Origin of the sequence: Microbacterium sp. LMI1-1-1.1 (assembly GCF_040815675.1) — a bacterium.
GTDB lineage: Bacteria > Actinomycetota > Actinomycetes > Actinomycetales > Microbacteriaceae > Microbacterium.
The window spans coordinates 327,888-350,803 of record NZ_JBFPNN010000001.1 but is presented as its reverse complement, the minus strand read 5'-3'; the positions used below and the strand labels follow the sequence as shown (position 1 = coordinate 350,803).

At 73.1% G+C, this 22,916-nt stretch carries 18 protein-coding genes and 1 tRNA gene; 5 read left to right on the top strand and 14 right to left on the bottom strand.

Features of this window, described 5'->3' with window-relative positions; all coding sequences use genetic code 11:
* Nucleotides 1-75: 75 nt before the first annotated feature.
* The 9 genes from MRBLMI1_RS01595 to MRBLMI1_RS01555 all read right to left on the bottom strand — a co-directional run bounded on the left by MRBLMI1_RS01595 (nt 76) and on the right by MRBLMI1_RS01555 (nt 9,826).
* A tRNA-Leu gene (locus tag MRBLMI1_RS01595) sits at nt 76-148 on the bottom strand.
* Nucleotides 149-272: 124 nt separating this feature from the next.
* Complete coding sequence (locus MRBLMI1_RS01590; RefSeq protein ID WP_367726394.1) at nt 273-1,670, bottom strand: NAD(P)/FAD-dependent oxidoreductase; 1,398 nt, start codon at nt 1,668-1,670, stop codon at nt 273-275.
* An 8-nt stretch (nt 1,671-1,678) separates the two neighbouring features.
* Nucleotides 1,679-3,103: a S8 family peptidase gene (locus tag MRBLMI1_RS01585; RefSeq protein ID WP_367726393.1), complete on the bottom strand. Its 1,425-nt coding sequence runs from the start codon at nt 3,101-3,103 to the stop codon at nt 1,679-1,681.
* On the bottom strand, nt 3,100-3,618 hold the full coding sequence (locus tag MRBLMI1_RS01580; RefSeq protein WP_367726392.1) for a DUF501 domain-containing protein: 519 nt from the start codon (nt 3,616-3,618) through the stop codon (nt 3,100-3,102). Before MRBLMI1_RS01580 ends, MRBLMI1_RS01585 begins: the two co-directional genes overlap by 4 nt.
* A gap of 74 nt (nt 3,619-3,692) precedes the next feature.
* The gene (locus MRBLMI1_RS01575) at nt 3,693-4,253 is read right to left on the bottom strand and encodes an FtsB family cell division protein (RefSeq protein ID WP_367726391.1); all 561 of its coding nucleotides are present in this window, start codon (nt 4,251-4,253) and stop codon (nt 3,693-3,695) included.
* A 176-nt stretch (nt 4,254-4,429) separates the two neighbouring features.
* Nucleotides 4,430-5,710, bottom strand: coding sequence for a phosphopyruvate hydratase (eno, locus tag MRBLMI1_RS01570; protein WP_367726390.1), 1,281 nt, complete (start codon nt 5,708-5,710; stop codon nt 4,430-4,432).
* Nucleotides 5,711-6,232: 522 nt separating this feature from the next.
* Nucleotides 6,233-6,919 carry an O-methyltransferase gene (locus MRBLMI1_RS01565; RefSeq protein WP_367726389.1) on the bottom strand — a complete coding sequence of 229 codons (687 nt, stop codon included), beginning with the start codon at nt 6,917-6,919 and terminating at the stop codon, nt 6,233-6,235.
* Between the two features lie 142 nt (nt 6,920-7,061).
* Nucleotides 7,062-7,964 (bottom strand): SGNH/GDSL hydrolase family protein, encoded by a 903-nt coding sequence (locus MRBLMI1_RS01560; RefSeq protein WP_367726388.1) that lies wholly within the window; start codon nt 7,962-7,964, stop codon nt 7,062-7,064.
* 413 nt (nt 7,965-8,377) lie between these two features.
* Nucleotides 8,378-9,826, bottom strand: coding sequence for an MFS transporter (locus MRBLMI1_RS01555; RefSeq protein WP_367726387.1), 1,449 nt, complete (start codon nt 9,824-9,826; stop codon nt 8,378-8,380).
* A gap of 122 nt (nt 9,827-9,948) precedes the next feature.
* On the opposite strand from MRBLMI1_RS01555, the gene MRBLMI1_RS01550 reads away from it, so the two are divergent.
* The gene (locus MRBLMI1_RS01550) at nt 9,949-10,806 is read left to right on the top strand and encodes a helix-turn-helix transcriptional regulator (RefSeq protein ID WP_367726386.1); all 858 of its coding nucleotides are present in this window, start codon (nt 9,949-9,951) and stop codon (nt 10,804-10,806) included.
* A gap of 250 nt (nt 10,807-11,056) precedes the next feature.
* Here the strand turns inward: MRBLMI1_RS01550 and hisS are convergent, their stop codons facing one another.
* The gene (hisS, locus tag MRBLMI1_RS01545; protein WP_367727534.1) at nt 11,057-12,304 is read right to left on the bottom strand and encodes a histidine--tRNA ligase; all 1,248 of its coding nucleotides are present in this window, start codon (nt 12,302-12,304) and stop codon (nt 11,057-11,059) included.
* A gap of 203 nt (nt 12,305-12,507) precedes the next feature.
* Nucleotides 12,508-13,104: a MazG family protein gene (locus MRBLMI1_RS01540; RefSeq protein WP_367727533.1), complete on the bottom strand. Its 597-nt coding sequence runs from the start codon at nt 13,102-13,104 to the stop codon at nt 12,508-12,510.
* 339 nt (nt 13,105-13,443) lie between these two features.
* Here MRBLMI1_RS01540 and MRBLMI1_RS01535 point away from each other — a divergent pair, with 339 nt between their 5' ends.
* Nucleotides 13,444-16,113: a phosphoenolpyruvate carboxylase gene (locus MRBLMI1_RS01535; RefSeq protein WP_367726385.1), complete on the top strand. Its 2,670-nt coding sequence runs from the start codon at nt 13,444-13,446 to the stop codon at nt 16,111-16,113.
* A gap of 69 nt (nt 16,114-16,182) precedes the next feature.
* Here MRBLMI1_RS01535 and mfd read toward each other — a convergent pair whose 3' ends face one another.
* Nucleotides 16,183-19,773, bottom strand: a complete 3,591-nt coding sequence (mfd, locus tag MRBLMI1_RS01530; protein ID WP_367726384.1) for a transcription-repair coupling factor — start codon at nt 19,771-19,773, stop codon at nt 16,183-16,185.
* Nucleotides 19,774-19,927: 154 nt separating this feature from the next.
* On the opposite strand from mfd, the gene MRBLMI1_RS01525 reads away from it, so the two are divergent.
* Both MRBLMI1_RS01525 and MRBLMI1_RS01520 read left to right on the top strand, forming a co-directional pair.
* Nucleotides 19,928-20,425 carry a hypothetical protein gene (locus tag MRBLMI1_RS01525; RefSeq protein ID WP_367726383.1) on the top strand — a complete coding sequence of 166 codons (498 nt, stop codon included), beginning with the start codon at nt 19,928-19,930 and terminating at the stop codon, nt 20,423-20,425.
* Between the two features lie 127 nt (nt 20,426-20,552).
* A complete protein-coding gene (locus MRBLMI1_RS01520; protein ID WP_367726382.1) occupies nt 20,553-21,047 on the top strand; it encodes a hypothetical protein in 495 nt (164 codons plus the stop codon).
* Between the two features lie 72 nt (nt 21,048-21,119).
* Here the strand turns inward: MRBLMI1_RS01520 and pth are convergent, their stop codons facing one another.
* The gene (gene pth, locus MRBLMI1_RS01515; protein ID WP_367726381.1) at nt 21,120-21,704 is read right to left on the bottom strand and encodes an aminoacyl-tRNA hydrolase; all 585 of its coding nucleotides are present in this window, start codon (nt 21,702-21,704) and stop codon (nt 21,120-21,122) included.
* A gap of 110 nt (nt 21,705-21,814) precedes the next feature.
* Complete coding sequence (locus MRBLMI1_RS01510; protein ID WP_367726380.1) at nt 21,815-22,456, bottom strand: 50S ribosomal protein L25/general stress protein Ctc; 642 nt, start codon at nt 22,454-22,456, stop codon at nt 21,815-21,817.
* Between the two features lie 305 nt (nt 22,457-22,761).
* Between MRBLMI1_RS01510 and MRBLMI1_RS01505 the strand changes: the two genes are divergently transcribed.
* Nucleotides 22,762-22,887 carry a hypothetical protein gene (locus MRBLMI1_RS01505; RefSeq protein ID WP_367726378.1) on the top strand — a complete coding sequence of 42 codons (126 nt, stop codon included), beginning with the start codon at nt 22,762-22,764 and terminating at the stop codon, nt 22,885-22,887.
* Nucleotides 22,888-22,916: the final 29 nt, after the last annotated feature.

Genomic DNA, 22,916 nt, shown 5'->3' with positions numbered 1-22,916 from the left:
CCGCACGGAGGGGCGAGCCGACTCCCAGTGGATACGCACCGCCCGCGGAGCTGTCCCGCCCCGGCGATGAAGACGTACCCCCGGTCAGACTCGAACTGACACTGAAGCGATTTTAAGTCGCCTGCCTCTGCCATTGGGCTACGGGGGCCCTCCCCCACCGTAGCGCGCCGACGCCGCGGAACCGGGGAGGGAGGGATGCCGCGAGCAGTGGCATCCGGAGACGACGAGACCCCCGCACCGAGGACGGTACGGGGGTCTCGAGACGCGGTGGGTTACTTCGCGGCCGCGACGGCGGCGGGCTTCGCCTCGGTGGACGCGGGAGCCGGAGCGTCGGCAGCGGGAGCCGCGGGACGCGGGCGGGCGGCGAACTCCTCGAACGCGGCACGCGGCTGCTGGACGGCCTCGAGCGAGACGGTCTCGCGGCCGTGGAAGAGGTTCTGCATCCAGTCGCCGATGACGCGGAACTTGCGCTCGAACGTCGGCATGGCCAGGCCGTGGTAGCCACGGTGCGCGAGCCAGGCGATGAAGCCGGTGAGGGCGATCTTGCCGGACTGGAAGGCACCGTTGTACAGACCCAGGCCCGCGACGGCGCCGAGGTTCTTGTGGAAGTACTGCTTGGGCTCCTCGCCGCGCAGCACGGCGGTGATGTTCTTCGCCATGAGCTTGCCCTGGCGGACCGCGTGCTGGGCGTTGGGGACGCAGAAGCCGCCCACGCCGCCTCCGGACAGGTCGGGGACGGCCGAGACGTCGCCGGCGGCCCAGGCGCCCTCGACGATGTCCTCGTCGGTGCCGACGCGCAGGTCGGGGCGGGTGCGGATGCGACCGCGCTCCTCGACGGGCAGGTCGCTGCCGCGGACGACGGTCGGGTTCGCCATGACACCGGCGGTCCAGATGATGAGGTCGGTGGGCAGCTGCTCACCGGTCGACAGCTCGACGATGCCGTCCACGGCGCCCTTGACCTGCGTGTCGAGGTGCACAAAGGCACCCTTCTTCGCGAGGTCGGCGAGCACCCACTCGCTCGTCTTCTGCGAGACCTCGGGCATGATGCGGCCCATGGCCTCGATGAGGTGGAAGTGCGTGTCCTCGAAGGCGATGCTCGGGTAGAACTTCACCAGCGACGACGCGTAGGCGCGCAGCTCGGCGAACACCTCGATGCCCGCGAAGCCGCCGCCGACGACGACGACGGTCAGCAGACGGTCGCGCTCGGGACCGGCCGGGAGCACGGATGCCTTGTCGAAGTTGGAGGTCAGGCGGTCGCGGATGGCGACGGCCTCCTCGATCGTCTTCAGACCGATCGCGTTGTCGGCGATACCGGGGATCGGGAAGGTGCGCGAGACGGCGCCGGCGGTGACGACGATCTGGTCGTACTGCTCGGTCCAGGTCTCCTCGCCCGCGATGGGGGTGATGGTCGCGGTCTTGGTCGCGTGATTGATGCCCGTGACCTTGCCGGCGACGACCTTGGTGCGCTTCAGGTGGCGGCGCAGGCCGACCACGACGTGGCGGGGCTCGATCTCACCGGCGGCGACCTCGGGGAGGAAGGGCTGGTAGGTCATGTACGGCAGCGGGTCGACGATGGTGACCTCGGCCTCGCCACGACGGAGCTGCTTCTCGAGCTTCCACGCGGTGTAGAAGCCCGCGTAGCCTCCGCCGACAATAAGGATTCTGGGCACAGTGCTGGTCACGATGAGAGGAACTCCCTGGTGGTGGTGCGGCTCGGCTCTCGCGAGTCGCGGGCCTTTCGAATTCGCCGGGCAGCAGCACTGACGCCGAGCGCAATCATTATAGCGGCGAGAGTGGCACCCCCGAGCGGCAAGGACCCGTAGAGAACGGTATCGCGACTGGGGAGCAGAGGCGAACCGGCCTCGGGAGCGGCGTCGACCGGCGGCAGCGCCGGCACCTCGACGGGCGCGGCGCTCGGCGTCTCCGTCGGGGCGGGGGCGTCGGCGCGACGGTACAGGCGGATCCAGTCCGCCAGATCGCCGAGGGGGTTCTCCGAGACGGTGGGGACGGATGCCGACACCGCCGCGGCCGCATTGACCAGTCCGTAGCCGTACAGGGGGTCCTGCTGACCGGCCTGACCGGCCGCGGCGGGCGTGGTCGTCCGGATCAGGCGGTTCAGCACGTTGTCGGCATCCATTCCGGGATGCGCGGCGCGCACCAGCGCCGCGATGCCCGCGACGATGGGGGCCGCGCCGCTCGTGCCGTTCCACTGCACGAGCGTGCCGTCCGCGGAGACGCCGAGGAGGCGCTCGCTGGGCGCCGAGATGCCGATCGTGATGCCCTGGGTCGACGCGTCGTTGCTGGCGACGCCGGAGGGGTTCACTCCCCCGACCGCAAGCACGCCGGGGATGGTCGCCGGGGCGCCCACGCGGTCCGTGCCGCTGCCGCGGTTGCCCGCCGCGACCACGACCACCACGTCGTGGTCGAAGGCGTAGAGGAAGGCGTCGTCCCAGCTGCGGTCCCAGTCGAGGGTGTTCGTCGTCAGGGAGAGGTTGATGACGGTGGCGCCCTCGTCGACGGCCCAGCGCATCGCCTCGGCGATCTGCTCGGTGAACGGCTTGGACGTCGACGCGCCGAAGCCGACGGAGATCGACAGCAGCTGCGCCTCCGGCGCGACGCCGATCATCCCGCGGCCGTCACCGGTGCCCCGGCCGGCGGCGAGGGAGCCGACCCAGCTGCCGTGGTTCGCGTCGACGGCGCCGACCGGCGAACGCCCGTCCGACCCGCCCACGCCCGACACGTCCGTCCCGCCGGCGACGGCGCCGGAGAACTCGATCGGCCCGCGTCCGATGCCGGTGTCGATGATCGCGATCTTCTGCCCGGCCCCGCGCGTGGTCTTCCACGCCTCCTTCACGCCGTACTGGTCCAGCCAGTACTCCGCCGCGCGCACCGGATCGGTCGGATCTGACGGGACGGGGTTCGGCTCGGCCGTCGGCGTCGAGGACGGGACCTCCGCGGCCGGCACGACCCCGGCGGCGAGGGGGGTCGCGGAGGCCGACGCCGCCCGTGCTTCGAGGGGGGTCGCGGAGGCCGGCAGGGCGACGGCGCCGAGCATCATCGTCGAGAGGACGAGGGATGCCGCCGCCGCGCGCAGGCGTCTCATCCGCTCGCTCCGGGCGACTCGCACGCGCAGCGCTCGGGCGACCAGGTGCCGCGCGCCAGGGCGCGGTCGCCGATGGGGTTCACCCCGGGACCGGCGGCCAGGGAATGACCGGCCAGCGCGTGCAGGCACTTCACGCGCGTGGGCATGCCGCCGGCCGAGATGCCGGCGATCTCCTCGGGCTCGCCGTACGTCGCGCGGTCGCGCAGGTACGCCTCGTGCGCCGACACGTACGCGGCGCGGACCTCGTCGTCGCTCTCGAGCTCGTCGGTGAACTCCTTCATGACATGACCGGCCTCGAGCACCGACATCGCCGCGGTCGCCGCGGGGTGCGTGAGGTAGTAGAAGGTCGGGAAGGGGCTGCCGTCGTCCAGTCGCGGCGAGGTCGCGACCACGGTCGGGTTGCCGCAGACGCATCGCGCGGCGATCCCGACGACTCCGCGCGGGACACGGCCCAGCTGCTCGCCGAGAACGGCGAGGTCGGCGTCGGATGCAGGGGCGAAAGGCGGCGTGCTCATCGCTGTCCAGGGTACCGGGCGCCCGCCGAGCGGACACCGGGTGCGCGCGCAGGGTCCCGCGCGGCGGCCGAGGCTCAGGGTGCGGGCTGCTCCGTCGGCGCCGGATCGGGAACGCCGATCGTCGGGACGACCGCCGTCTGGGCGGCGCCGGCCGCCGTCACCGAGCGGACGAGCTGCGCCATCCAGTCGGTCTGCGTCTGCCCGACCTCGTCGCTGACGTCGCCCTGCTCCTGCGGGGTCGCGGACGCGGGCAGATCGTTCTCGATGAGGTACACGACCTCGCCGGGCATCGTGTAGTACAGCCGCTCGCGCGCCTGCGTCGTGATGTACGCGGGGTCGCTCCAGCGGTCCCGCTGCGCCTGCAGGTCGTCCACCTCGGACTGGCTCACCGCGACCGCGCTCTGCAGCGCCTGGATCTGCTGCCGCTGGTCCATGTAGGTGCCGACGGTGGGAACGAGCACGAACGTCCCGAGGACGACGAGCCCCAGCATGATGACGACGAAGCCTGAGACGCGGTTGCCGCCGAGCCATTCGCGGGCGTCGACCCGGCGCGCGGAGGACGTGCGCCTCTTCGGGGCGGGGCGGGACGGGGATGCCACGGCGGGACGTCGCGGCGGAAGCGTCGGTCGGTCCATCGGCGTCTCCTCTCCGCGATCGCCCGCGCCGACGCGTCGTCCGCGGCGGGGGCGAGAGTCGAGTGTACGTGGCGGCCGACATCGCTCCCGTGGACGCGCCGGGAGGGCGGCATCCCCTCAGGAAAGCGAAAAGGGAGGAGCCGGAACGGCTCCCCCCTCTCGTCCGCGAGGTGCGATCAGCCCTTGAAGCGGGGGAACGCCGAGCGGCCCGCGAAGACCGCGGCGTCGCCGAGGTCCTCTTCGATGCGGAGCAGCTGGTTGTACTTGGCGACGCGCTCGCTGCGCGCGGGCGCACCGGTCTTGATCTGGCCGGCGTTCACGGCGACGGCGAGGTCGGCGATCGTGGTGTCCTCGGTCTCGCCCGAGCGGTGCGACAGCATCGAGGTGTAGCCCGAACGGGTGGCGAGGGAGATGGCGTCCAGGGTCTCGGACAGGGTGCCGATCTGGTTCACCTTGACCAGCAGCGAGTTGGCGACGCCCAGGTCGATGCCCTGCTGCAGGCGCTTGGGGTTGGTGACGAAGAGGTCGTCGCCGACGAGCTGGACCTTGGAGCCGATGGCATCCGTCAGCTTCTTCCAGCCGTCCCAGTCGTCCTCGGCGAGGGCGTCCTCGATGGTGACGATCGGGAAGTTCGCGACGAGGTCGGCGAAGTAGTCGACGAGCGTGTCGACGCTCCACTCCTTGCCCTCGACGGTGTAGACGCCGTCCTTGAAGAACTCGGTGGCGGCGACGTCCAGGCCCACGGCGATGTCCGTGCCGGGGGTAAAGCCGGCCTTCTCGATCGCGCGGATGAGGAAGTCGAGGCCCTCGCGGTTGCTGGGCAGGTCGGGGGCGAAACCGCCCTCGTCGCCGAGACCGGTGTTGTAGCCCGCGGACTTCAGCTCGCCCTTGAGGACGTGGTAGACCTCGGTGCCCCAGCGAAGGGACTCGCCGTAGGTGTCGGCGCCGATGGGGGCGAGGAAGAACTCCTGGAAGTCGATGCCGTTGTCGGCGTGCTCGCCGCCGTTGATGACGTTGAACAGCGGGACGGGCAGGAGGTGCGCGTTCGGGCCGCCGAGGTAGCGGAACAGCGGCAGGTCGGCGCTGTCGGCGGCGGCCTTGGCCACGGCCAGCGAGACGCCGAGGATGGCGTTGGCGCCGGTGCGCGACTTGTTGTCGGTGCCGTCGGTCTCGATGAGGATCTCGTCGATGATGCGCTGCTCGCTGGCCTCGACGCCCTCGATGGCGGGGCCGAGCTCGTCGACGACCGCGGCGACGGCCTTCAGGACGCCCTTGCCGCTGTAGCGGCTCTTGTCGCCGTCGCGCAGCTCGTAGGCCTCGAAGGCACCGGTGGACGCGCCGGAGGGGACGGCCGCACGCTGGACGATGCCGTCGTCGAGGAGCACCTCCACCTCGACGGTCGGGTTTCCGCGCGAGTCGAGAATCTCGCGCGCGTTGACAGCCTCGATAAGTGCCACGAAGGACTCCTCGTTGGTTCTTGAGTGGGAGGGGGCGGAGCGACGTCGGTCCGCGACGAGTCTACTGATCGCGGTCGACGGGTGTGGAGCCGGGTGGGGCGGGCCGCGGAGCCGAAGTGGCCCCGGGGCGCCGGAGATGGCCCCGGGGCCACTTTGGTGCAGGGGCGACGCGAAGAAGGTGCGGCGACGGGGCGGGCGCGACGCCGAGGCGCGGAGCCGAAGTGGCCCCGGGGCGCGGGAGATGGCCGCGGGGCCACTCGGGTGCAGGGGGACGCGCGGGAGGGGCGGCGACGGAGCGGGCGCGACGCCGAGGCGCGGAGCCGAAGTGGCCCCGGGGCGCGGGAGATGGCCCCGGGGCCACTTTGGTGCGGGGGCGACGCGCGGGAGGGGCGGCGACGGGGCGGGCGGGGCGCCGAGGCGTGGCGACGGGGCGGGCGCGACGCCGAGGCGCGGAGCCGAAGTGGCCCCGGGGCGCGGGAAATGGCCCCGGGGCCACTCGGGTGCAGGGGGACGCGCGGAGGGTCAGGCCCGGGGTCCGGCCGCGACGACGATCGCCACGGCGATGCCGTCCCAGCCCTTGCGGTCGAGCGTCTGCAGCGCGGTGGCGTCGAAGCGGGGGTCTTCACCCAGCATCGCGAGGCCGCGACGGGTCCCCTGGACCTTGGAGTCGGTGGCATCCGGATCCGCCACCTCCCCGTTCCGGCCGATGTTGTCGAGGACGACGACCGTGCCCGGGCGACCGAGACGGGCGGCCCAGTCGAGGTAGGTCGTGTTCGACTCCTTGTCGGCGTCGATGAAGACGAGGTCGAAGGGTGCGCCGCCCTGCAGGGTCGGGAGGACGTCGGCCCCGCGTCCCACCCGGACCTCCACACGATCGGCGACGCCCGCGTTCTCCACGTTGCGGCGCGCGACCTCGGCGTTCGCCGGCTCGGCCTCGATCGAGACGACCCGCCCGCCCTCCGGCAGGGCCCGGGCGAGCCAGATGGTCGAGTACCCGCCGAGCGTGCCGATCTCGAGGACGCGACGGGCACCCGAGATCCTCGTCAGCAGGTGCAGCATCTTGCCGCTGACGGGAGCCACCTCGATCGCCGGCAGGCCCGCCTCGTGCTGGGCGGCGATCACCGCGTCGAGCGAGGCATCCCGGCCGACGAGCGTGTCGGTGAGGTAGGCGTCGACGCGGCGGACGGTCTCGACGGTGGGATCGGCCATGCCCCCACCCTGTCGGCGCCCGTCACTTCCGGTCAAGCCGCTTCGCGCCAGGGCCGCGCCGGGCCCCCGAGGGCCGCGCCAGGCCCGCCCGGGGCCGCGCTGGGCCCGCCGAGGCCGCGCCAGGCCCGCCGGGGCCGCGAGATCACGCGTTCCGTTCGACCCGAGCGTGTGCACTCGTCGAGGTCGCGTGCTCTCGACGCGGCAGGGCGGACCCCGGGGCGGACGGGGCAGCGGCGGACGGGGCAGCGGCGGACGGGGCAGCGGCGGCGAGCGCGGCGAGGACGGCGGGCAGGAGGGCGTCCGCGGTGCGGCGGTAGCCGAGGGCGCTGGGGTGGAAGCGGTCCACGCTGAACATCTCGTGCGGACGTTCGGCGAACACCGGTCCGACGGCGCGGGCGAGGGCGACGACACGGGCACCGGCCCGCCGCGCGGCGACCGTCTGCGCGGCGGCGAGCTGCCGCGAGGCGCGGGCGGCCAGGGCGCGCAGCGGCTGCGGGATCGCGCGAAGGGTGCCGAGGTCGGGGCACGCCCCGACCACCACGGGGGTTCCCTGACGGACGAGAGCCCGGACGGCATCCTCCAGCTGCTGGGCGGAGCGGGAGACCGGGATGCGATGGGTCACGTCGTTGCCGCCGATGACGATCACGGCGATGTCGGCGCGGTAGTCCTCCGGGAGCGTGCCGAGCTGCGCGGCGAGGGCGGAGGTCTCGGAACCGACCACGGCCGCCGTGCGCAGCCGGACGGGACGGCGCGCGTCCCGCGCGATGCCCTTCGCGAGGCGTGCGCCGAGGGTGTCGCGGCGGTGCCCGGCGCCCAGGCCCGCGGCGATCGAGTCGCCGAGCAGCAGCAGGTCGACGGGGACGCCCGCGTGCTTCTTCCGCCGCCAGACCCGGTCGGCGTCGAGGGCGTCCTCCCCGAGCGGCTTGCCGATGCGGCGGCGGGCGACGGCGGCCTGACGTGAGAGCAGCGTGCGGACCCCGACGGCGGTCGCCCCGAGCAGGGCCGCCGTCGACGCCGTCACGACGAGGGACCGGCGGACGAGCACCCGTCGATCACACCTCGTCGCGGTGAACGGGCGGTGGCCGCGGCCTGACCGTCCGGCATCCCGTGCCCCGGGGCGGCGTGGCCTCGGCCCGGGCGCCGTCCTGCGGCCCTACGGCCCCGCTCGGGCCTATTCCCCAGAACCGTCCTGCGGAGTTCCCACCCGACACGCCGATACAGGATGCCACCGGCTCGGCGTGTCGCCCCCGAACTCCGCACGACGGCACGAGGACAGCCGGCCTCACCCCCGGAACCGTCCTGCGGAGCCCTCACCCGACACGCCGGCCAGGATGCCACCGGCCCGGCGTGTCGCCCCCGAACTCCGCACGACGGCACGAGCCTCCCGGCGAAGGAACTCCGCACGACGGCACGAGCCCCCGGCGAAGGAACTCCGCCACGACGGCACGGGTTGCGGGGCTAGGACGTCGTCGGCACCCGTCCCCCGCGGGCACGCAGGACGAGGGCGAGGATGAGGACGGCGAGGGCGAAGACGACGTCCAGGGCGAGCCCGGCGAGCAGCTCGTCGCGGGCGGCGACGCCCGTCACCGAGACGACGCCGCCGATGACGATGACCCCGAACGACAGCGCGAGCTGCTGGGCGGTGCTGAACATCCCGCCGGACAGGCCCGCCGCCTCGACCGGCACCTCGCGGACGACCAGCTGCGTCAGCGGCGAGAAGATCAGCGCCTGACCGACCCCGAGCACGACGAGGGCCGGCTGCAGCCAGAGCCCGATCGCCGGACCCCACGCGACGAGAAGCGTGCCCGCCATCCCGAGGAGCGCGACGATCTGCAGCGACACCCCCAGGACGAGAGTCGCATCCCCCCACCGGGCCTGCACGCGGGCGACCGACAGCGACACGACCGCGAACACCACGGCGAACGGCAGCAGGGCCATCCCCGCCTGCAGCGACGTCAGTCCCCCGGCCTCGACGGCGCGCGGGAAGACGTACAGCAGCGCCGAGTATCCGGCGAAGAACAGGGCAGCGGCGAGCAGGCCGAGCTGCAACGGGCGCAGCCGGAGAAGGCTCGGCGGAAGAAGGGGGGTGCGTCCGGAGCGCTCGACGGCATCCTGGTGCCGCCACATCCCGATGAGCGCGACGACCGCCACCGCCAGCGCGACCAGCACTGGCCACGACCAGCCCCACGCGGGACCGAACGTCAGCGCGACGGAGGCGGCCAGGATGCCGAGGGCCAGCGCGGCCGTGCCGACGAGGTCGATGGCGACGTGCTCGTGCGCGCGGCTGCGCGGTGCGAGCGGCGCGAGGACGATGGCCGCGACCGCGGTCAGGGCCACGACGACGAACACTCCGCGCCATCCGTCGACGGGTCCGAGCGATGCGGCGGCGAGCGCCCCGCCGAGAACCTGCCCCACCGCCGCGCCGATGCCGCCGCTCGCCCCGAAGGCGGCGATCGCCCGCGTGCGCGCGGCGCCCCGCGAGGTGGCCTGGATCGTGCCGAGCACCTGCGGTGTGCAGAGCGCGGCCCCCACGCCCTGTACGAGACGGGCCGCGACGAGCGTCTCCACGGTCGGCGCAAGAGCGCACGCGACCGCCGAGACGAGGAAGAGCAGCATGCCGCCGACGAACAGAAGGTGGCGACCGAAGCGGTCGCCGAGCCGCCCGCCCAGCACCAGGAGGACGGCGAACGGGATGCCGTAGGCGGCGATCACGAGCTCGAGGGTGACGTCGTCGGCGCCGAAACGGTCCCGCAGCGTCGGGAGGATGACGGTGACGGCATTGAAGGCGAACGTGCCGACCCCCGGGCCGAGGAGGAACCCCAGGTAGCGCCAGGTCGGCACCGCGTCGAGCGCGGTCGCGGGCGGGACCGGCACGGTGCCGGTACCGGGGTGCGAGGAGGTGGTCATGGTGCCAGCATGGAGACCGCCGCATCCTGGTACCAGGAGTGCGTTCATCCTGGTACTGACAGCACTCCCCACCGTCGCACGGGCCGCCGGGGGCCGTTCTAGGATCGGGCGGGGAGGTCGAGATGGGTCGTTCCGACGAGGCGCGCGGGGAGTTCGCCGCCTTCCTCCGCAGCCGCCGGGCACGTCTGCAGCCCGTCGACGTCGGCCTGCCCGAGGGCACGCGTCGGCGCGTCGCCGGCCTCCGCCGCGAAGAGGTGGCGCAGCTCGCCGGCGTCGGACTGACCTGGTACACCTGGCTCGAGCAGGGCCGCCCGATCGCCGCGTCCGGACAGGTCGTGACCGCCATCGCGCGGGCGCTGCGCCTCACCGACGACGAGCGCGACCACCTCCTGGCCCTCGCCGGTCTGCCGGTCCCGGACCGCGAGACCCGCCCCTGCACCGCCGCGACGCACCTCGACCTGCTCGAGAAGCTCCTCCCCTACCCCGCGGCGGTCCAGACGGCGCGTTTCGACATCCGCGCGTACAACCGCTCCTACCGGTACCTCTTCGACGACCTCGACGCCGTCCCCGTCGAGCGCCGGAACTGCGCGGTGCTGCTCTTCACGGACGACGCGTGGCAGCGCGCCCACCAGGACCTCGACCGCGCCCAGCGCCGCATCGCCGCCCGCCTGCGCGCGGGGTACGGCCGTCATCACGAGGAGCCGTCCTGGCAGCGTCTCATCGCGGACCTCGAGACGGATTCGCCGCGTTTCGCCGAGCTGTGGCGGCTCGGCGACGTCGGCAGCGAGCGCGCCACCCGCAAGCACCTCGTGAACGACCGCGTTGGCGAGCTGCATCTCGAGATGTCCAGCCTGTGGATCGACGAGGGCCTCGGGGGCCGCGTCGTCTGGTTCAGTCCCCTCGACGCCGCGACCGGCACGCGCCTCGAACGGCTTGCCGCGCTGCAGCCCGAGCAGTCGCCGATCACCGCCGTCGCCTGAGCGTCGCCCTGTCGACCTTCCCGGTCCGGTCCCGCCCGGAACCGTCCTGAGGACCCCCGGCCGCGCCCCAGGCATAATCCCCGCAACCGTCCTGAGGACCCCCGGCCGTGCCCCAGCACAAACCCGGGAACCGTCCTGCGGACCCACGGCCCGACACGCCGATACAGGATGCCACCGGCCCGGCGTGTCGCCCCCGAACACCGCACGACGGCACAGCCGGGCACCCGCGAACGGGCCGCCCGGGCGGGACTCAGGCCAGCGGCTTGAACTCCAGCGACGCGGCGTCGGTGTCGGTCCGGACCGTCGCGAACGACGTGTAACCGTCGGCCGCGGAGCGCTCGAGCAGCGCCTTGAGGTTCTTCGGCCGCTGCTCCAGGCGGACCCGCACCCCGTCGGCGACGAGCCCGGCCTTCAGCCGCAGCAGCTGCGCCAGCGGGACGTCGCGGTCGTGGACCAGCACGACGGCGCGGTCGTCGGAGCCGGCGGCATCCTGAAGCAGGTCCACGATGCGCTCGAACCCGATCGAGAAGCCGACCGCCGGGACCTGCTGCCCGAGGAAACGGCCGATCATGCCGTCGTAGCGTCCGCCGCCGCCGAGCGAATACTCGACGCTCGGGTGGGCGAGCTCGAAGATCGTGCCCGTGTAGTAGCCCATGCCGCGGACGAGGAACGGGTCGAACACCAGCGGCGCGTCGGCACCGCGCACCGCGGCGACCGTCTCGCCGAGCGCGACGAGGTGGGCGATGACCTCGTCCGGGATGCCGGCGGGAAGCGCCCCGCGGATGCCGTCGTCGTCGAAGCGGGGGGTGGTGGCGGGCCGGTCGAGGTACTCCGCGAAGGCGTCGACGGCCGTGGCGCCGGCCCCGCGGTCGCGCAGCTCCGCGACGACGCCCGAGGCCCCGATCTTGTCGAGCTTGTCGATCGTGATGAGCACGCCCGGACGCTCCTCCGGAACGAAGCCGAACACGTCGAGCATCGCGTCGAGGACGCGACGGTCGTTGACGCGGATCGAGCCGCCCTCCAGACCCAGCGCATCGAGCACGTCGAGGCTGGCCGTCATCAGCTCGGCCTCGGCCCGCGCGGAGGCGTCGCCGATGATGTCGATGTCGCACTGCACGAACTGGCGGTACCGCCCCTTCTGGGGACGCTCGGCACGCCAGACCGGGGCGATCTGAATCGAGCGGAACACCGTCGGCAGCTGCGCGCGGTTCGTCGCGTAGAACCGGGCGAGCGGGACCGTGAGGTCGTACCGCAGCCCCAGATCGGCCAGGGCGGCTGGGTCGTCGGCGGCGGCGCGGATGCCGTCGGCATCCATCCCCCGCTTCAGGATGCTGAACGAGAGCTTCTCGTTGTCGCCGCCGATGCCCGCGTGGAGACGGTCGTAGTCCTCCATGACCGGGGTCTCGATCTCGTCGAAGCCGTGGACGCGGTAGCGCTCGCGGATGACGGCGAGCACGCGCTCGCGGCGGGCCTTGTCGGCGGGGAGGAAGTCGCGCATGCCGCGCGGCGGGTTCACGGATGCCACGGTCCCATTGTTCCAGCCCCCGGACGCCGGGCCGTGCGGGGGCGGTCGGCGGCGGGGTCGCCGGGGCCCGAGGTCACACGTTCGGCGCGAGATCGCACGCACCCAGGGCGCCAGCACGTGTAACGTCGCGCCGAACGTGCGATCGCGGCAGCGGAGTGCTACGGACCGTGCGGGGGTCAGGCCTCGGCGGCGCGGACGTCGTCGCGGACGGCGCGGAGGCGGCCGCGGAGGGCGCGCTCGGCATCCCAGCCGCGGTCCCGGGCGAGCTGCACGAGCGTGAGGAGCGCGTCGCCGAGCTCCTCCTCGGTCGCCGGATCGGCGAGACGGTGCGACGGCGCCGCGACGCCGACCTGCGCGGCCTTGCCGAGGACCTTCTGCGCGAGGGCGAGCGCGGGCATGTGGTCGCTGACACCGTCGAGCACGCTCGTCCGCTCGCGCTTCTCGGCGGCCTTCGCCGCGTTCCAGTGCACGAGGACCTCTTCGGGAGTGGATGCCACGGCGTCACCGAACACGTGCGGATGACGCCGCGTCATCTTCTCGGTCAAACCGCGCGCCACATCGTCGATGTCGAACGGGTCGTCCGGGTCGCCCGCCGCGATCTCCGCGTGGAAGAGGACCTGCCACAGCAGATCGCCGAGCTCCTCGCGGAGGTCGTCGCGGGTGCCGGCCTCGACCGCATCGATGACCTCGGCGCTCTCCTCGACGAGGTAGGGCACCAGAGCGCGGTGGTCGATGGTGCGGGTCCAGGCGCAGCGCTCCCGGACGACGCGCATGGTCTCGGCGGCCTCGCGCAGGGCGTCGGCGCTCACGGCTGCTCCTCTCCGGGCGGTCGTGCCCGACGGCTCTCGCGGGCCCGGGCGGCGCCGCTGACCCGAGTATCCCCCGCCCGGCCGGCGGCGGCGGCCCGCGCGCTCGCCTAACTCCGGAATCCCCGGCCACCCGCCCCGTCCGACCCGCGGAAACCCGCGACCGCGCCGCGCCGCGGCCGGCGAGACTCCGGAGTCCGGAGCGGCGGCCGGCAGGACCGCGGCCGCACCACCCCACCCCGCCGCGGCATACACCGCCCGTCACACGGCGATGAGCGGTCCCGCGACGCCGATATTCTGTGGCGTGTGCGTGAACTGACCCCGACCGAGGCGATCGACCTCGTGGGCCGCTTCGAAGCCGGCCAAGAGCTTCCCGAGCAGATGCGCGCCGACGTGCGCCTGCTCGGCTCCCTGCTCGGCCGTGTGCTGCGAGAGAGCGGCTCCCCCGGACTGTACGACGACGTCGAGCGGCTGCGGACCGCGACGATCCAGGCCTACACCGATGAGACATCGGAGGCGTTCGAGCGGGCCGCCGCCATCGCCGACGGCTTCTCCATCGAGCGGGCCGACGAGGTGGCGCGGGCATTCACCGCCTACTTCCACCTCGTCAACCTCGTCGAGGAGCACCAGCGCGTCCGGATCCTCCGCGAGCGGGGCGACCGGTCCTCCCGCGACGGCGCGCCCGACACCATCGCCGCGGCGTACGAGCGCCTGATCAGCGAGGTCGGCGAGGAGACGGCGCTGCACCGCCTGCAGTCGCTGCGCTTCCACCCCGTCTTCACCGCACACCCCACCGAGGCCCGGCGCCGCGCGATCTCGACGAGCATCCGCCGCCTGTCCGAGCTGCTGGGCGAGCACGAGTCCGCCGCGGACGAGAGCGCCGAGCGCCGCCGCGCCCAGCGCCGCATGCTCGAGGAGGTGGACACGCTGTGGCGCACCGCCCCGCTGCGGCGCGACAAGCCGTCCCCCGTCGACGAGGTCCGCTCGGTGATGGCCGTCTTCGACGAGACGCTCTATACCGCGGTCCCCCACGTCTACCGCCGCATCGACGACGTCCTCCAGGGCGAGGACGCCGGTGCCCGCGCGCCGATCGTCCGCCCCTTCGTGCGCGTCGGCTCCTGGGTGGGCGGCGACCGCGACGGCAACCCCTTCGTCACGGCATCCGTCACCCGCAAGGCCGCCGCCATCGCGAGCGAGCACGTGCTCCTGGGCCTCGAGCGCACGGCGCAGCGCATCGGTCGCGGACTGACCCTGGGTGCCTCGACGACGCCGCCGAGCGACGAGCTCGTGTCGCTGTGGCACCGTCTCCGCGCCGCCGACGAGGACGCCGCGGCGGAGATCGCCGAGCGCTCCCCCGACGAGCCGCACCGCCGGATCCTGCTGCTGGTCGCCCGCAAGATCGCGGCGACCCGCACGCGCGACGCCGATCTCGCCTACCGCGACCCCGAGCACCTGCTCGCGGACCTCCGCGTCGTCCAGGAGTCGCTCGTCGCCGGCGGCGCCGCCCGCCAGGCCTACGGCGCCCTCCAGCAGCTGCTCTGGCAGGTGGAGACCTACGGATTCCACCTGACCGAGCTCGAGGTGCGCCAGCACTCGGCCGTGCACCGCAAGGTGCTCGACGAGCTGCGCACGGGCGGTGAGCGCAGCGAGCAGACCGAAGAGGTCCTCGAGGTCTTCCGCTCCGTCGCCTACGTGCAGGAGCGTTTCGGTCCGCGCGCGGCCGGCCGCTACATCGTGTCGTTCACGCAGTCCGCGGAGGACCTCGCCAACGTCCACGAGCTCGCCTCCTACGCGATGGGTCCGGGGGTCGCTCCGCCGGTACTCGACGTCATCCCGCTGTTCGAGACGTTCGCGGACCTCCAGGCCGCCCCCGGCATCCTGGCCGAGATCGTCGCGCACCCCGCCTTCGTCAGCCGACTGGATGCCACGGGCCGGCGCCTCGAGGTGATGCTCGGCTACTCGGACTCCTCGAAGGACGTCGGTCCGGTCGCCGCCAACCTCGCGCTGTACGAGGCGCAGGCGAAGATCTCGACGTGGGCCGAGGCCGAGGGCATCGAGCTGACGCTCTTCCACGGTCGCGGCGGCGCCCTCGGGCGCGGCGGCGGTCCCGCCAACTCGGCGATCCTCGCGCAGCCGCCGCACTCGGTCGACGGCCGGTTCAAGCTCACGGAGCAGGGCGAGGTCATCTTCGCGCGCTACGGCGACCCGGACATCGCCATGCGCCACATTGATCAGGTCGCGGCCGCGGTGCTCACGGCATCCTCCCCCTCCATCGAGCGGCGCAACCGCGGAGCCGCGGAGGCTTTCGCGGACGTCGCGAGCACGATGGACGTCGCCTCGCGTGAGCGCTTCTTCGCCCTGGTCAAGGCGCCCGGCTTCGCGCCGTGGTTCGCCACGGTCACCCCGATGGAGGAGCTGGGCCACCTCGCGCTCGGCTCGCGGCCGGCCCGCCGCGGGCTGTCGGTGGAGTCGCTGGAGGACCTGCGGGCGATCCCGTGGGTGTTCTCGTGGACGCAGGCCCGCATCAACCTCGCGGGGTGGTTCGGCCTCGGAACGGCGCTCGACGCCGTCGGCGACGAGCAGCGCCTGCGTGACGCGTACGAGCAGTGGCCGCTGTTCCGCACGATGATCGACAACGTCGCCATGAGCCTGGCCAAGGCCGACGAGCGCATCGCCCGGCGCTACCTCGCGCTCGGCGACCGCGACGACCTCGCCGCGCTGGTGATGGACGAGATGCTCCTCACCCGTTCGTGGGTCGAGCGCATCACGGGCGGCGACCTGCTGGGCAACAAGCCGGTGCTGCAGCGCGCGGTGAAGATGCGCAGCCCGTACGTCGACGCCCTGTCGCTCCTGCAGCTCCGCGCCCTGCGGGCCCTGCGCGACACGACCCCGGATGCCACCCCCGACGCCGAGCACCAGCGGCTCCTGCTGCTGTCGGTCAGCGGTGTGGCCGCGGGACTGCAGAACACCGGCTGAGCGGCATCCCTCCCACGATGGAGCGCCGGCCCCCTCGGGTGCCGGCGCTCCGTCGTCTCCGCGGGGCGGTCAGGACGCGGTCGACACCTCTGCCGACGCCGGCTGCGGCAGCGGCCAGAGGGCGTCGAGCAGCTGCCGGACCCAGTCGATCAGGTTCGCGTCGCCGGCGTCCTGCGGCAGGGGCACGACCATGGCGTCGCCGCCCGCGACGAGCTTGGCCTTGGGGTACAGCCGCTGCAGGCGCACCCGCATGGAGTCCGGCAGGTTCGCCGGGGCGACGCGGAGGTTCGGTCCCATCGCCACGACGTCGGCGAGTCCGGCCTGCGCGGCACGGCGACGCAGGCGGGCGACGGCGACGAGCCCCTCCACCTCGGCGGGCGGCTCGCCGTAACGGTCGCGCAGCTCCTCGACGACGAGGTCGATCGCGTCGTCCTTGGCGGTGGCGGATGCCGCGGCGGACAGCTTCTGGTACGCCTCCAGCCGCAGGCGCTCGCTGTCGATGTAGAACTCGGGCAGGCGGGCGTCGACCGGCAGCTCCAGACGCAGCTCGGTCGGACCCTCGACGTCGTCGCCGCGGAAGGTCGCGACGGCCTCGCCGATCATGCGCAGGTACAGATCGAAGCCGACGCCCGCGATGTGTCCGGCCTGCTCGGCGCCGAGCAGGTTGCCGGCGCCGCGCAGCTCGAGGTCCTTCAACGCGACCTGCATGCCGCTGCCGAGGTCGTTGTTGACCGCGATCGTCTCGAGGCGGTCCGCCGCGGTCTCGGACAGCGGCTTCATCTCGTCGTACAGGAAGTAGGCGTACGCCCGGTCGCGCCCACGGCCCACCCGCCCGCGCAGCTGGTGCAGCTGCGACAGGCCGTACTTGTCGGCGCGGTCGATGATGATCGTGTTGGCGTTGGAGATGTCGAGACCGGTCTCGATGATGGTGGTCGACACGAGCACGTCCGCCCGGCGCTCCCAGAAGTCGTCGACGACCTGCTCCAGCGCGTGCTCGCCCATCTGCCCGTGGGCGACGACGATCCGCGCCTCGGGGACGAGCTCGGCGAGGTGCGCCGCGACCCGCTGGATCGACGAGACGCGGTTGTGCACGTAGAAGACCTGGCCCTCGCGCAGCAGCTCGCGACGGATCGCCGCCGCGATCTGCTTGTCGTTGTTCGGGCCGACGTACGACAGGATCGGGTGCCGGTCCTCGGGCGGGGTTGCCAGCGTCGACATCTCCCGGATGCCGGTGACCGCCATCTCGAGCGTGCGCGGGATCGGGGTGGCGCTCATGGCGAGGATGTCGACGTTCGTCTTCAGCTTCTTCAGCGCGTCCTTGTGCTCGACGCCGAAGCGCTGCTCCTCGTCGATGATCATCAGACCGAGGTCCTTGAAGATCACCTTCTCGGTCAGGATGCGGTGCGTGCCGATGACCATGTCGACGGTGCCGTCGGTGAGACCCGCGAGCGTGGCCTTGGCCTCCTTGTCGCTCTGGAAGCGCGAGAGCGGCCGCACCGTCACCGGGAAGCCGGCGAACCGTTCGGCGAAGGTCTCGAGGTGCTGCTTGACGAGCAGCGTCGTCGGCACGAGCATCGCGACCTGCTTGCCGTCCTGGATCGCCTTGAACGCGGCGCGGACGGCCACCTCCGTCTTGCCGAAGCCGACGTCGCCGGACAGCAGCCGGTCCATCGGGATCGGCTTCTCCATGTCGGCCTTGATCTCGTCGATCGTCTGGAGCTGGTCCTGCGTCTCCGCGAACGGGAACGCCTCCTCCAGCTCGCGCTGCCACGGGGTGTCGGGGCCGAAGGCGTACCCCTTGGATGCCATCCGCGCCGAGTACAGCTTCACCAGCTCGACCGCGATGTCGCGGACGGCCTTGCGCGCACGGCCCTTGGCGGCGGCCCAGTCGCTGCCGCCCATCTTCGACAGCGTCGGCATCTCGCCGCCGACGTACTTCGACAGCAGGTCGAGCTGGTCGGTGGGGACGAACAGCTTGTCGCCCGGGTAGCCGCGTTTGGAGGGCGCGTACTCGAGGACCAGGTACTCCTTCGTCGTCTTGACGGCGTTGCGCCCGCCGCTGGACACCTCCCGCTGCGTCAGCTCGATGAACTTGCCGATGCCGTGCGTCGCGTGCACGACGACGTCGCCGGGCTTCAGCTGCAGCGGGTCGACGACGTTGCGGCGGCGGGAGGCGAGCTTCTTCGCGCCGCGGTTGTCGGTGCCGACGGACCGGCCGTAGAACTCGGTCTCGGTGATGACGGCGAATTTCGCCTCGGTCAGTTCGAAGCCGCGCTCCAGCGAGGCGCACACGACGTGCGCGACGCCGGGCTCGGGCGGGGTGAGGACGGTGTCCACGCGGCGGGCGGCGATCTCGCGCTCGGCGAGGACGTCCCGCGCGCGGTCGACCATCCCGGGGCCGGATGCCGTGACGACGACCGACCACCCCTCGGCCAGGAGCGCGCCGACGTGGGCGGTGGCGCCCTCGACGTTGCCCTGGAACGACGGGACCGGGTCGGCCTTGATGCGGTGCGCGGCGTCGTCGCCGGCGATGAGGCCCTCGTCCTCGGCATCCGCCGCCCCGGAGTCGAACGCGCTCAGCTGCCACCACACGCCGCCGCGCCCCGAGGCGATCTCGTGCAGGTCCGCGAGGGTCACGAAGTCGCCGGCACCGAGGTCGACGGGCGTGTCCGCGCCGGCGGTCGCCGCGGACCACGCCGCCTCCAGGAACTCGCGGTTGGTGTCGCCGAGGGTGGTGGCGCGGGCGCGGGAACGCTCCGGGTCGACGAGGGCCACGGCGCTGCCGCCGGGGAGGTAGTCGGCGAGGGTGACGATGCGGTCGACGAGCACCGGGATGAGCGACTCCATGCCCTCGGCGGGGATGCCCTCGGCCATCTTCTCCAGCAGCTGACGCAGACCCGGGTAGCCGTCGCGCAGCTCGGCGGCGCGCGCGCGCACCGCGGGGGTGAGCAGCAGCTCGCGGCTGGGCACGAGCGACACCGCCGTGACCTCGCCGGGGAGGGAGCGCTGGTCGGCGACGGAGAACGCGCGGATCTGGTCGACCTCGTCGCCGAAGAACTCGATGCGGTACGGGTGGTCGGCGACCGGCGGGAAGACGTCGAGGATGCCGCCGCGCACCGCGAACTCCCCGCGACGCGACACCATGTCGACGCGGTGGTACGCGAGCTCGACGAGGCGGGTGAGGACGTCCTCGAGCTCCTGGCCGCGCGCGCCGACGGCGAGGTCGATCGGCGCCACGTCGCCGAGGCCGCCCGCGAGCGGCTGCAGGGCGCTGCGCACCGACGCGGTGATGACGAGGGGCGCCTGCCCGTCCCACGCGGCGATCCGCCGCAGGACGTCGAGGCGACGGCCGACGGTCTCGGGGCTCGGGCTGAGCCGCTCGTGCGGCAGCGTCTCCCACGCGGGGAAGTGCAGCACCTGCGCGCCGGGGAGCACCGCCTCCAGGGCCGGTCCGAGCGCCTCGGCGCGGCGGCCCGTCGGAGCGACGACCAGCACCGCCCCGGGGGCGCCTGCCGCACGGCGGCGCTCCAGGAGGCCGGCGATGACGGGGGCGTCCAGCCCGTCGACGAGGGAGAGGGACAGGTCGGCGGATGCCGCGGAGGCGGCTTCCCGGTACGACTCAGCCTGCTCGAGGGCGCGAACTATCCCGGGAACTGTCACTCGAAGGAGTCTACGCCGGGGGTACGACACGGAGGCCGGGACCGCCGCCTCCCCGGCCGGACGGGCAGCGTTCCGTCGGCTGCGTGCGCCGGGGATCGCGCGGCCGGGCCTCGCCGCTGTCGGGGACGCGCGGGGCTCTCGTAGGCTGAACCGCATGTCCGCACCGCACGCGCCCGGCCCGTCCGACGGCGTCTCGTTCGCCGCCCCGCACGTGCCGCCGCCGACCGGCACGCTCGTCGGACCGCCGGAGACGCGGCGGCGCCGCCGGCCGCTCGGCCGCATCGCGCTGGTGCTGGCCATCGTGGCGGGCGTCCTCGCTCCCGCGGTCGCCGGTCTCGCCTCGTTCCGGGTGGCGCGCGGGGCGGGGGGCGAGTTCCTCGCCCGCGGCGGGACGAGCGTCGACTGGCGCGTCCTCTCCCCCGTCCGCGATCTCGTGCTGGTCGCCGAGGCGTCGTTCTGGGCGGCGACGGTGCTGGGGGTCGCAGCCCTCGTGGTGGGCATCGTCGCGACCGCCCGCGGGCTGGGACGCGGCGCCGGGATCACGGCCATCGTGCTCTCCGTCCTCGGCCCGCTCGTCTTCTCCGTGTGCGTGGCGCTGGCGCTGTTCGCGGGCGCCGCGACCGTCTCCGCCGGCGGGGGCAGTCCGATCTGACCGGCGGCATCGACCGGGCGCTACCGCTCCGCGCGGGCCCTCGTCCACCCCCGGATCCACGGCGACCCGCGTCCCTAGACTCTCCTCACCTGGCGCGCGTGCGCCGCCGAGACGAAGGAGGACCGCCATGAGCACTCCCCCACCCGCCCCCGAGCCCTACGACGCGCGCTCCGGCGCCCCGCAGTACGCCCCGCCCGTCAACGACTACGCGCAGCCGGCACGCACCAAAGGCGGGCGCGGCCTCGGCCTGATCGCCTTCCTGGCCGCTCTCGCGGGCGCCGTGATCGGCTCGATCCTCGGCTTCGTCGGCGGGATGCAGAGCGGGTCGCTGGCCCAGTACGTCGACATCACGGGTACGACCCAGGTGGACCCGAACACGATCCCGCCCGAGGGTCAGAACGCCGCCGTCGTCGGCGGCATCCTCACCCTCGTCGCTTTCCTCGTGTGGGGCGCGCTGGCGCTGTGGGGCCTCATCCAGGGCATCATCGCCGCCGTCAAGAACCGCGGTCGCGGCTGGGGCATCGCCGCGATCATCGTGGCCGTGCTCGGCATCGGCGCGGTGCTGACCTTCACGTCGATCGGCGTGGCCGTCGGCGCCGGGCCGTACCTCGGGACCATGTGACGGACGCACGACACGAGGACGCCCCCGGCCGATCGGTCGGGGGCGTCCTCGTGTCGTGCGGGAGGCGCGTCGTCAGGCGCGCGGCGCGTGGAAACGCTGCTGAGCGGCCAGCAGACCCTCGGACACCACCTGCTCGACCGCGTCCGCGGCATCCGAGACGAGGATGGGCAGGTTCGGACGCTCGGTCGCGCCGAACGGGTCCAGGACCCAGTCGGCCGGGTCCTGACGGCCCGCGGGACGACCGATGCCGACACGGACGCGGGGGAACTCGGGGGTGCCGAGCGCCTTCGCCACATCACGGACCCCGTTGTGGCCGCCGTGACCGCCGCCGGTCTTCAGCTTGATCGTGTCGAACGGGATGTCCAGCTCGTCGTGGACGACGATCACGCGCTCCGGGTCGACCCCGTAGAACTTCGCCAGGCCGGCGACCGGTCCGCCGGAGACGTTCATGAAGCTGTTCGGCTTGGCGAGGACCATCTTGTCCGCGCCGGGCCGTAGCCACGTCTCGACGACGCGGGCGTTCGCCTTGTGCGCGCGGAACGTCTCGCTGCGGCGCGCGGCGAGCTCGTCCATCACCATCTGCCCGACGTTGTGCCTCGTCGCCTCGTATCGCGGGCCCGGGTTGCCCAGACCCACGATCAACCACGTCTGTGCCATGGCATCCATCCTCCTCGATCCTCCGCGGGACCGCCGACCGGCGGAAACGGAAAGGGGGCGCCCGTAGGCACCCCCTCGACGCGGTCGACCGCTCGCGCGGCCGGACGACGTCAGTTCTCGTCGTCGCCCTCGGCGGCGGACTCGGCCTCTTCGGACTGCTCCTCGGCGACCTCGGCGTCGGCCTCGGCGATCTCCTCGTCCGCGGCGATGGTCGCGAGCGGGATCGAGACGGCGACGATGAGCTGCTCGGCGTCGCCGGTCAGGACGGCGCCGCGGGGCAGGTCGAGCTGGCCGGCGGTGATCTGCGTGCCGTCCTCGGCACCCTCGACCGACACCTCGATGTTCTGCGGGATGTGGGTGGCCTCGACCTCGAGCGCGACGGTCGTGTTCTCGAGCGTGGCGATCGTGCCGGCGAAGGGCTCGCCCGTGACGACGACGGGGACGTCGACGGCGACCTTCTCGCCCTGGCGGACGACGAGCAGGTCGATGTGCTCGATGATCTGGTGCACCGGGTCCTTCTGCACGTCCTTGACCAGGACGAGCTGGCTCTTGCCGGCGATGTCGAGGTCGAGCAGCGCGTTGGCGCGGCGGATGAGCAGCGCGACCTGGTGGCCCGGCAGCGCGACGTGCTGCGGGTCGGTGCCGTGACCGTAGATGACGGCGGGGATCTTGCCCGCGGCGCGCAGACGGCGGGCGAAGCCCTTGCCGAAGTTCTCGCGGACCTCGGCGACGACCTTGTTGTCTTCCGACATGATGTTCTCCTCGCGGGCGCGCGGCCCGCAGCTTGGTGGACGGGCGAGGCCCGCACGTATGTGGTCTGGATTCGACTCGAACGCGAGCGCGTGAGGAAAGCCGGGAGCCTGCATCACCGCGTCGATCACGGACACCGTCGGCACCCCGCCCGGGGCGCGCGACGAGGAGTCCCTCGCCGAAGTTCGCCCCGAGTCTACCAGCGACCGGGGGCGGACTTCGACCCGACCCCGCTCCGCCCGCTCCGGCGCGGCCGCGGCGCGCGACCCCGGTAGGATCGACGGGCATTCCCTACCGGAGGACCTCCATGGACAGCGGCTTCTTCTCCCACGTCATGATCGTTGTCGTCGGCGCGATCGCGACCCTCGGCGGCATCGGCCTGATCGGCGCCCTCGTCTCCCTCGGCCGCACGGCCGCGTACAAGAAGCACTGACGCCCGACCCCACTCCCCCGCGCTGACTC

What these genes read in the sequence shown, in the direction of transcription:
- MRBLMI1_RS01585 (WP_367726393.1), bottom strand. Translation starts at nt 3,103, where the DNA reads ATGAGACGCCTGCGCGCGGCGGCGGCATCCCTCGTCCTCTCGACGATG.
- MRBLMI1_RS01580 (WP_367726392.1), bottom strand. Translation starts at nt 3,618, where the DNA reads ATGAGCACGCCGCCTTTCGCCCCTGCATCCGACGCCGACCTCGCCGTT.
- MRBLMI1_RS01575 (WP_367726391.1), bottom strand. Translation starts at nt 4,253, where the DNA reads ATGGACCGACCGACGCTTCCGCCGCGACGTCCCGCCGTGGCATCCCCG.
- MRBLMI1_RS01565 (WP_367726389.1), bottom strand. Translation starts at nt 6,919, where the DNA reads ATGGCCGATCCCACCGTCGAGACCGTCCGCCGCGTCGACGCCTACCTC.
- MRBLMI1_RS01555 (WP_367726387.1), bottom strand. Translation starts at nt 9,826, where the DNA reads ATGACCACCTCCTCGCACCCCGGTACCGGCACCGTGCCGGTCCCGCCC.
- MRBLMI1_RS01550 (WP_367726386.1), top strand. Translation starts at nt 9,949, where the DNA reads ATGGGTCGTTCCGACGAGGCGCGCGGGGAGTTCGCCGCCTTCCTCCGC.
- hisS (WP_367727534.1), bottom strand. Translation starts at nt 12,304, where the DNA reads ATGCGCGACTTCCTCCCCGCCGACAAGGCCCGCCGCGAGCGCGTGCTC.
- MRBLMI1_RS01540 (WP_367727533.1), bottom strand. Translation starts at nt 13,104, where the DNA reads ATGCGCGTCGTCCGGGAGCGCTGCGCCTGGACCCGCACCATCGACCAC.
- MRBLMI1_RS01525 (WP_367726383.1), top strand. Translation starts at nt 19,928, where the DNA reads ATGTCCGCACCGCACGCGCCCGGCCCGTCCGACGGCGTCTCGTTCGCC.
- MRBLMI1_RS01520 (WP_367726382.1), top strand. Translation starts at nt 20,553, where the DNA reads ATGAGCACTCCCCCACCCGCCCCCGAGCCCTACGACGCGCGCTCCGGC.
- pth (WP_367726381.1), bottom strand. Translation starts at nt 21,704, where the DNA reads ATGGCACAGACGTGGTTGATCGTGGGTCTGGGCAACCCGGGCCCGCGA.
- MRBLMI1_RS01510 (WP_367726380.1), bottom strand. Translation starts at nt 22,456, where the DNA reads ATGTCGGAAGACAACAAGGTCGTCGCCGAGGTCCGCGAGAACTTCGGC.
- MRBLMI1_RS01505 (WP_367726378.1), top strand. Translation starts at nt 22,762, where the DNA reads ATGGACAGCGGCTTCTTCTCCCACGTCATGATCGTTGTCGTCGGCGCG.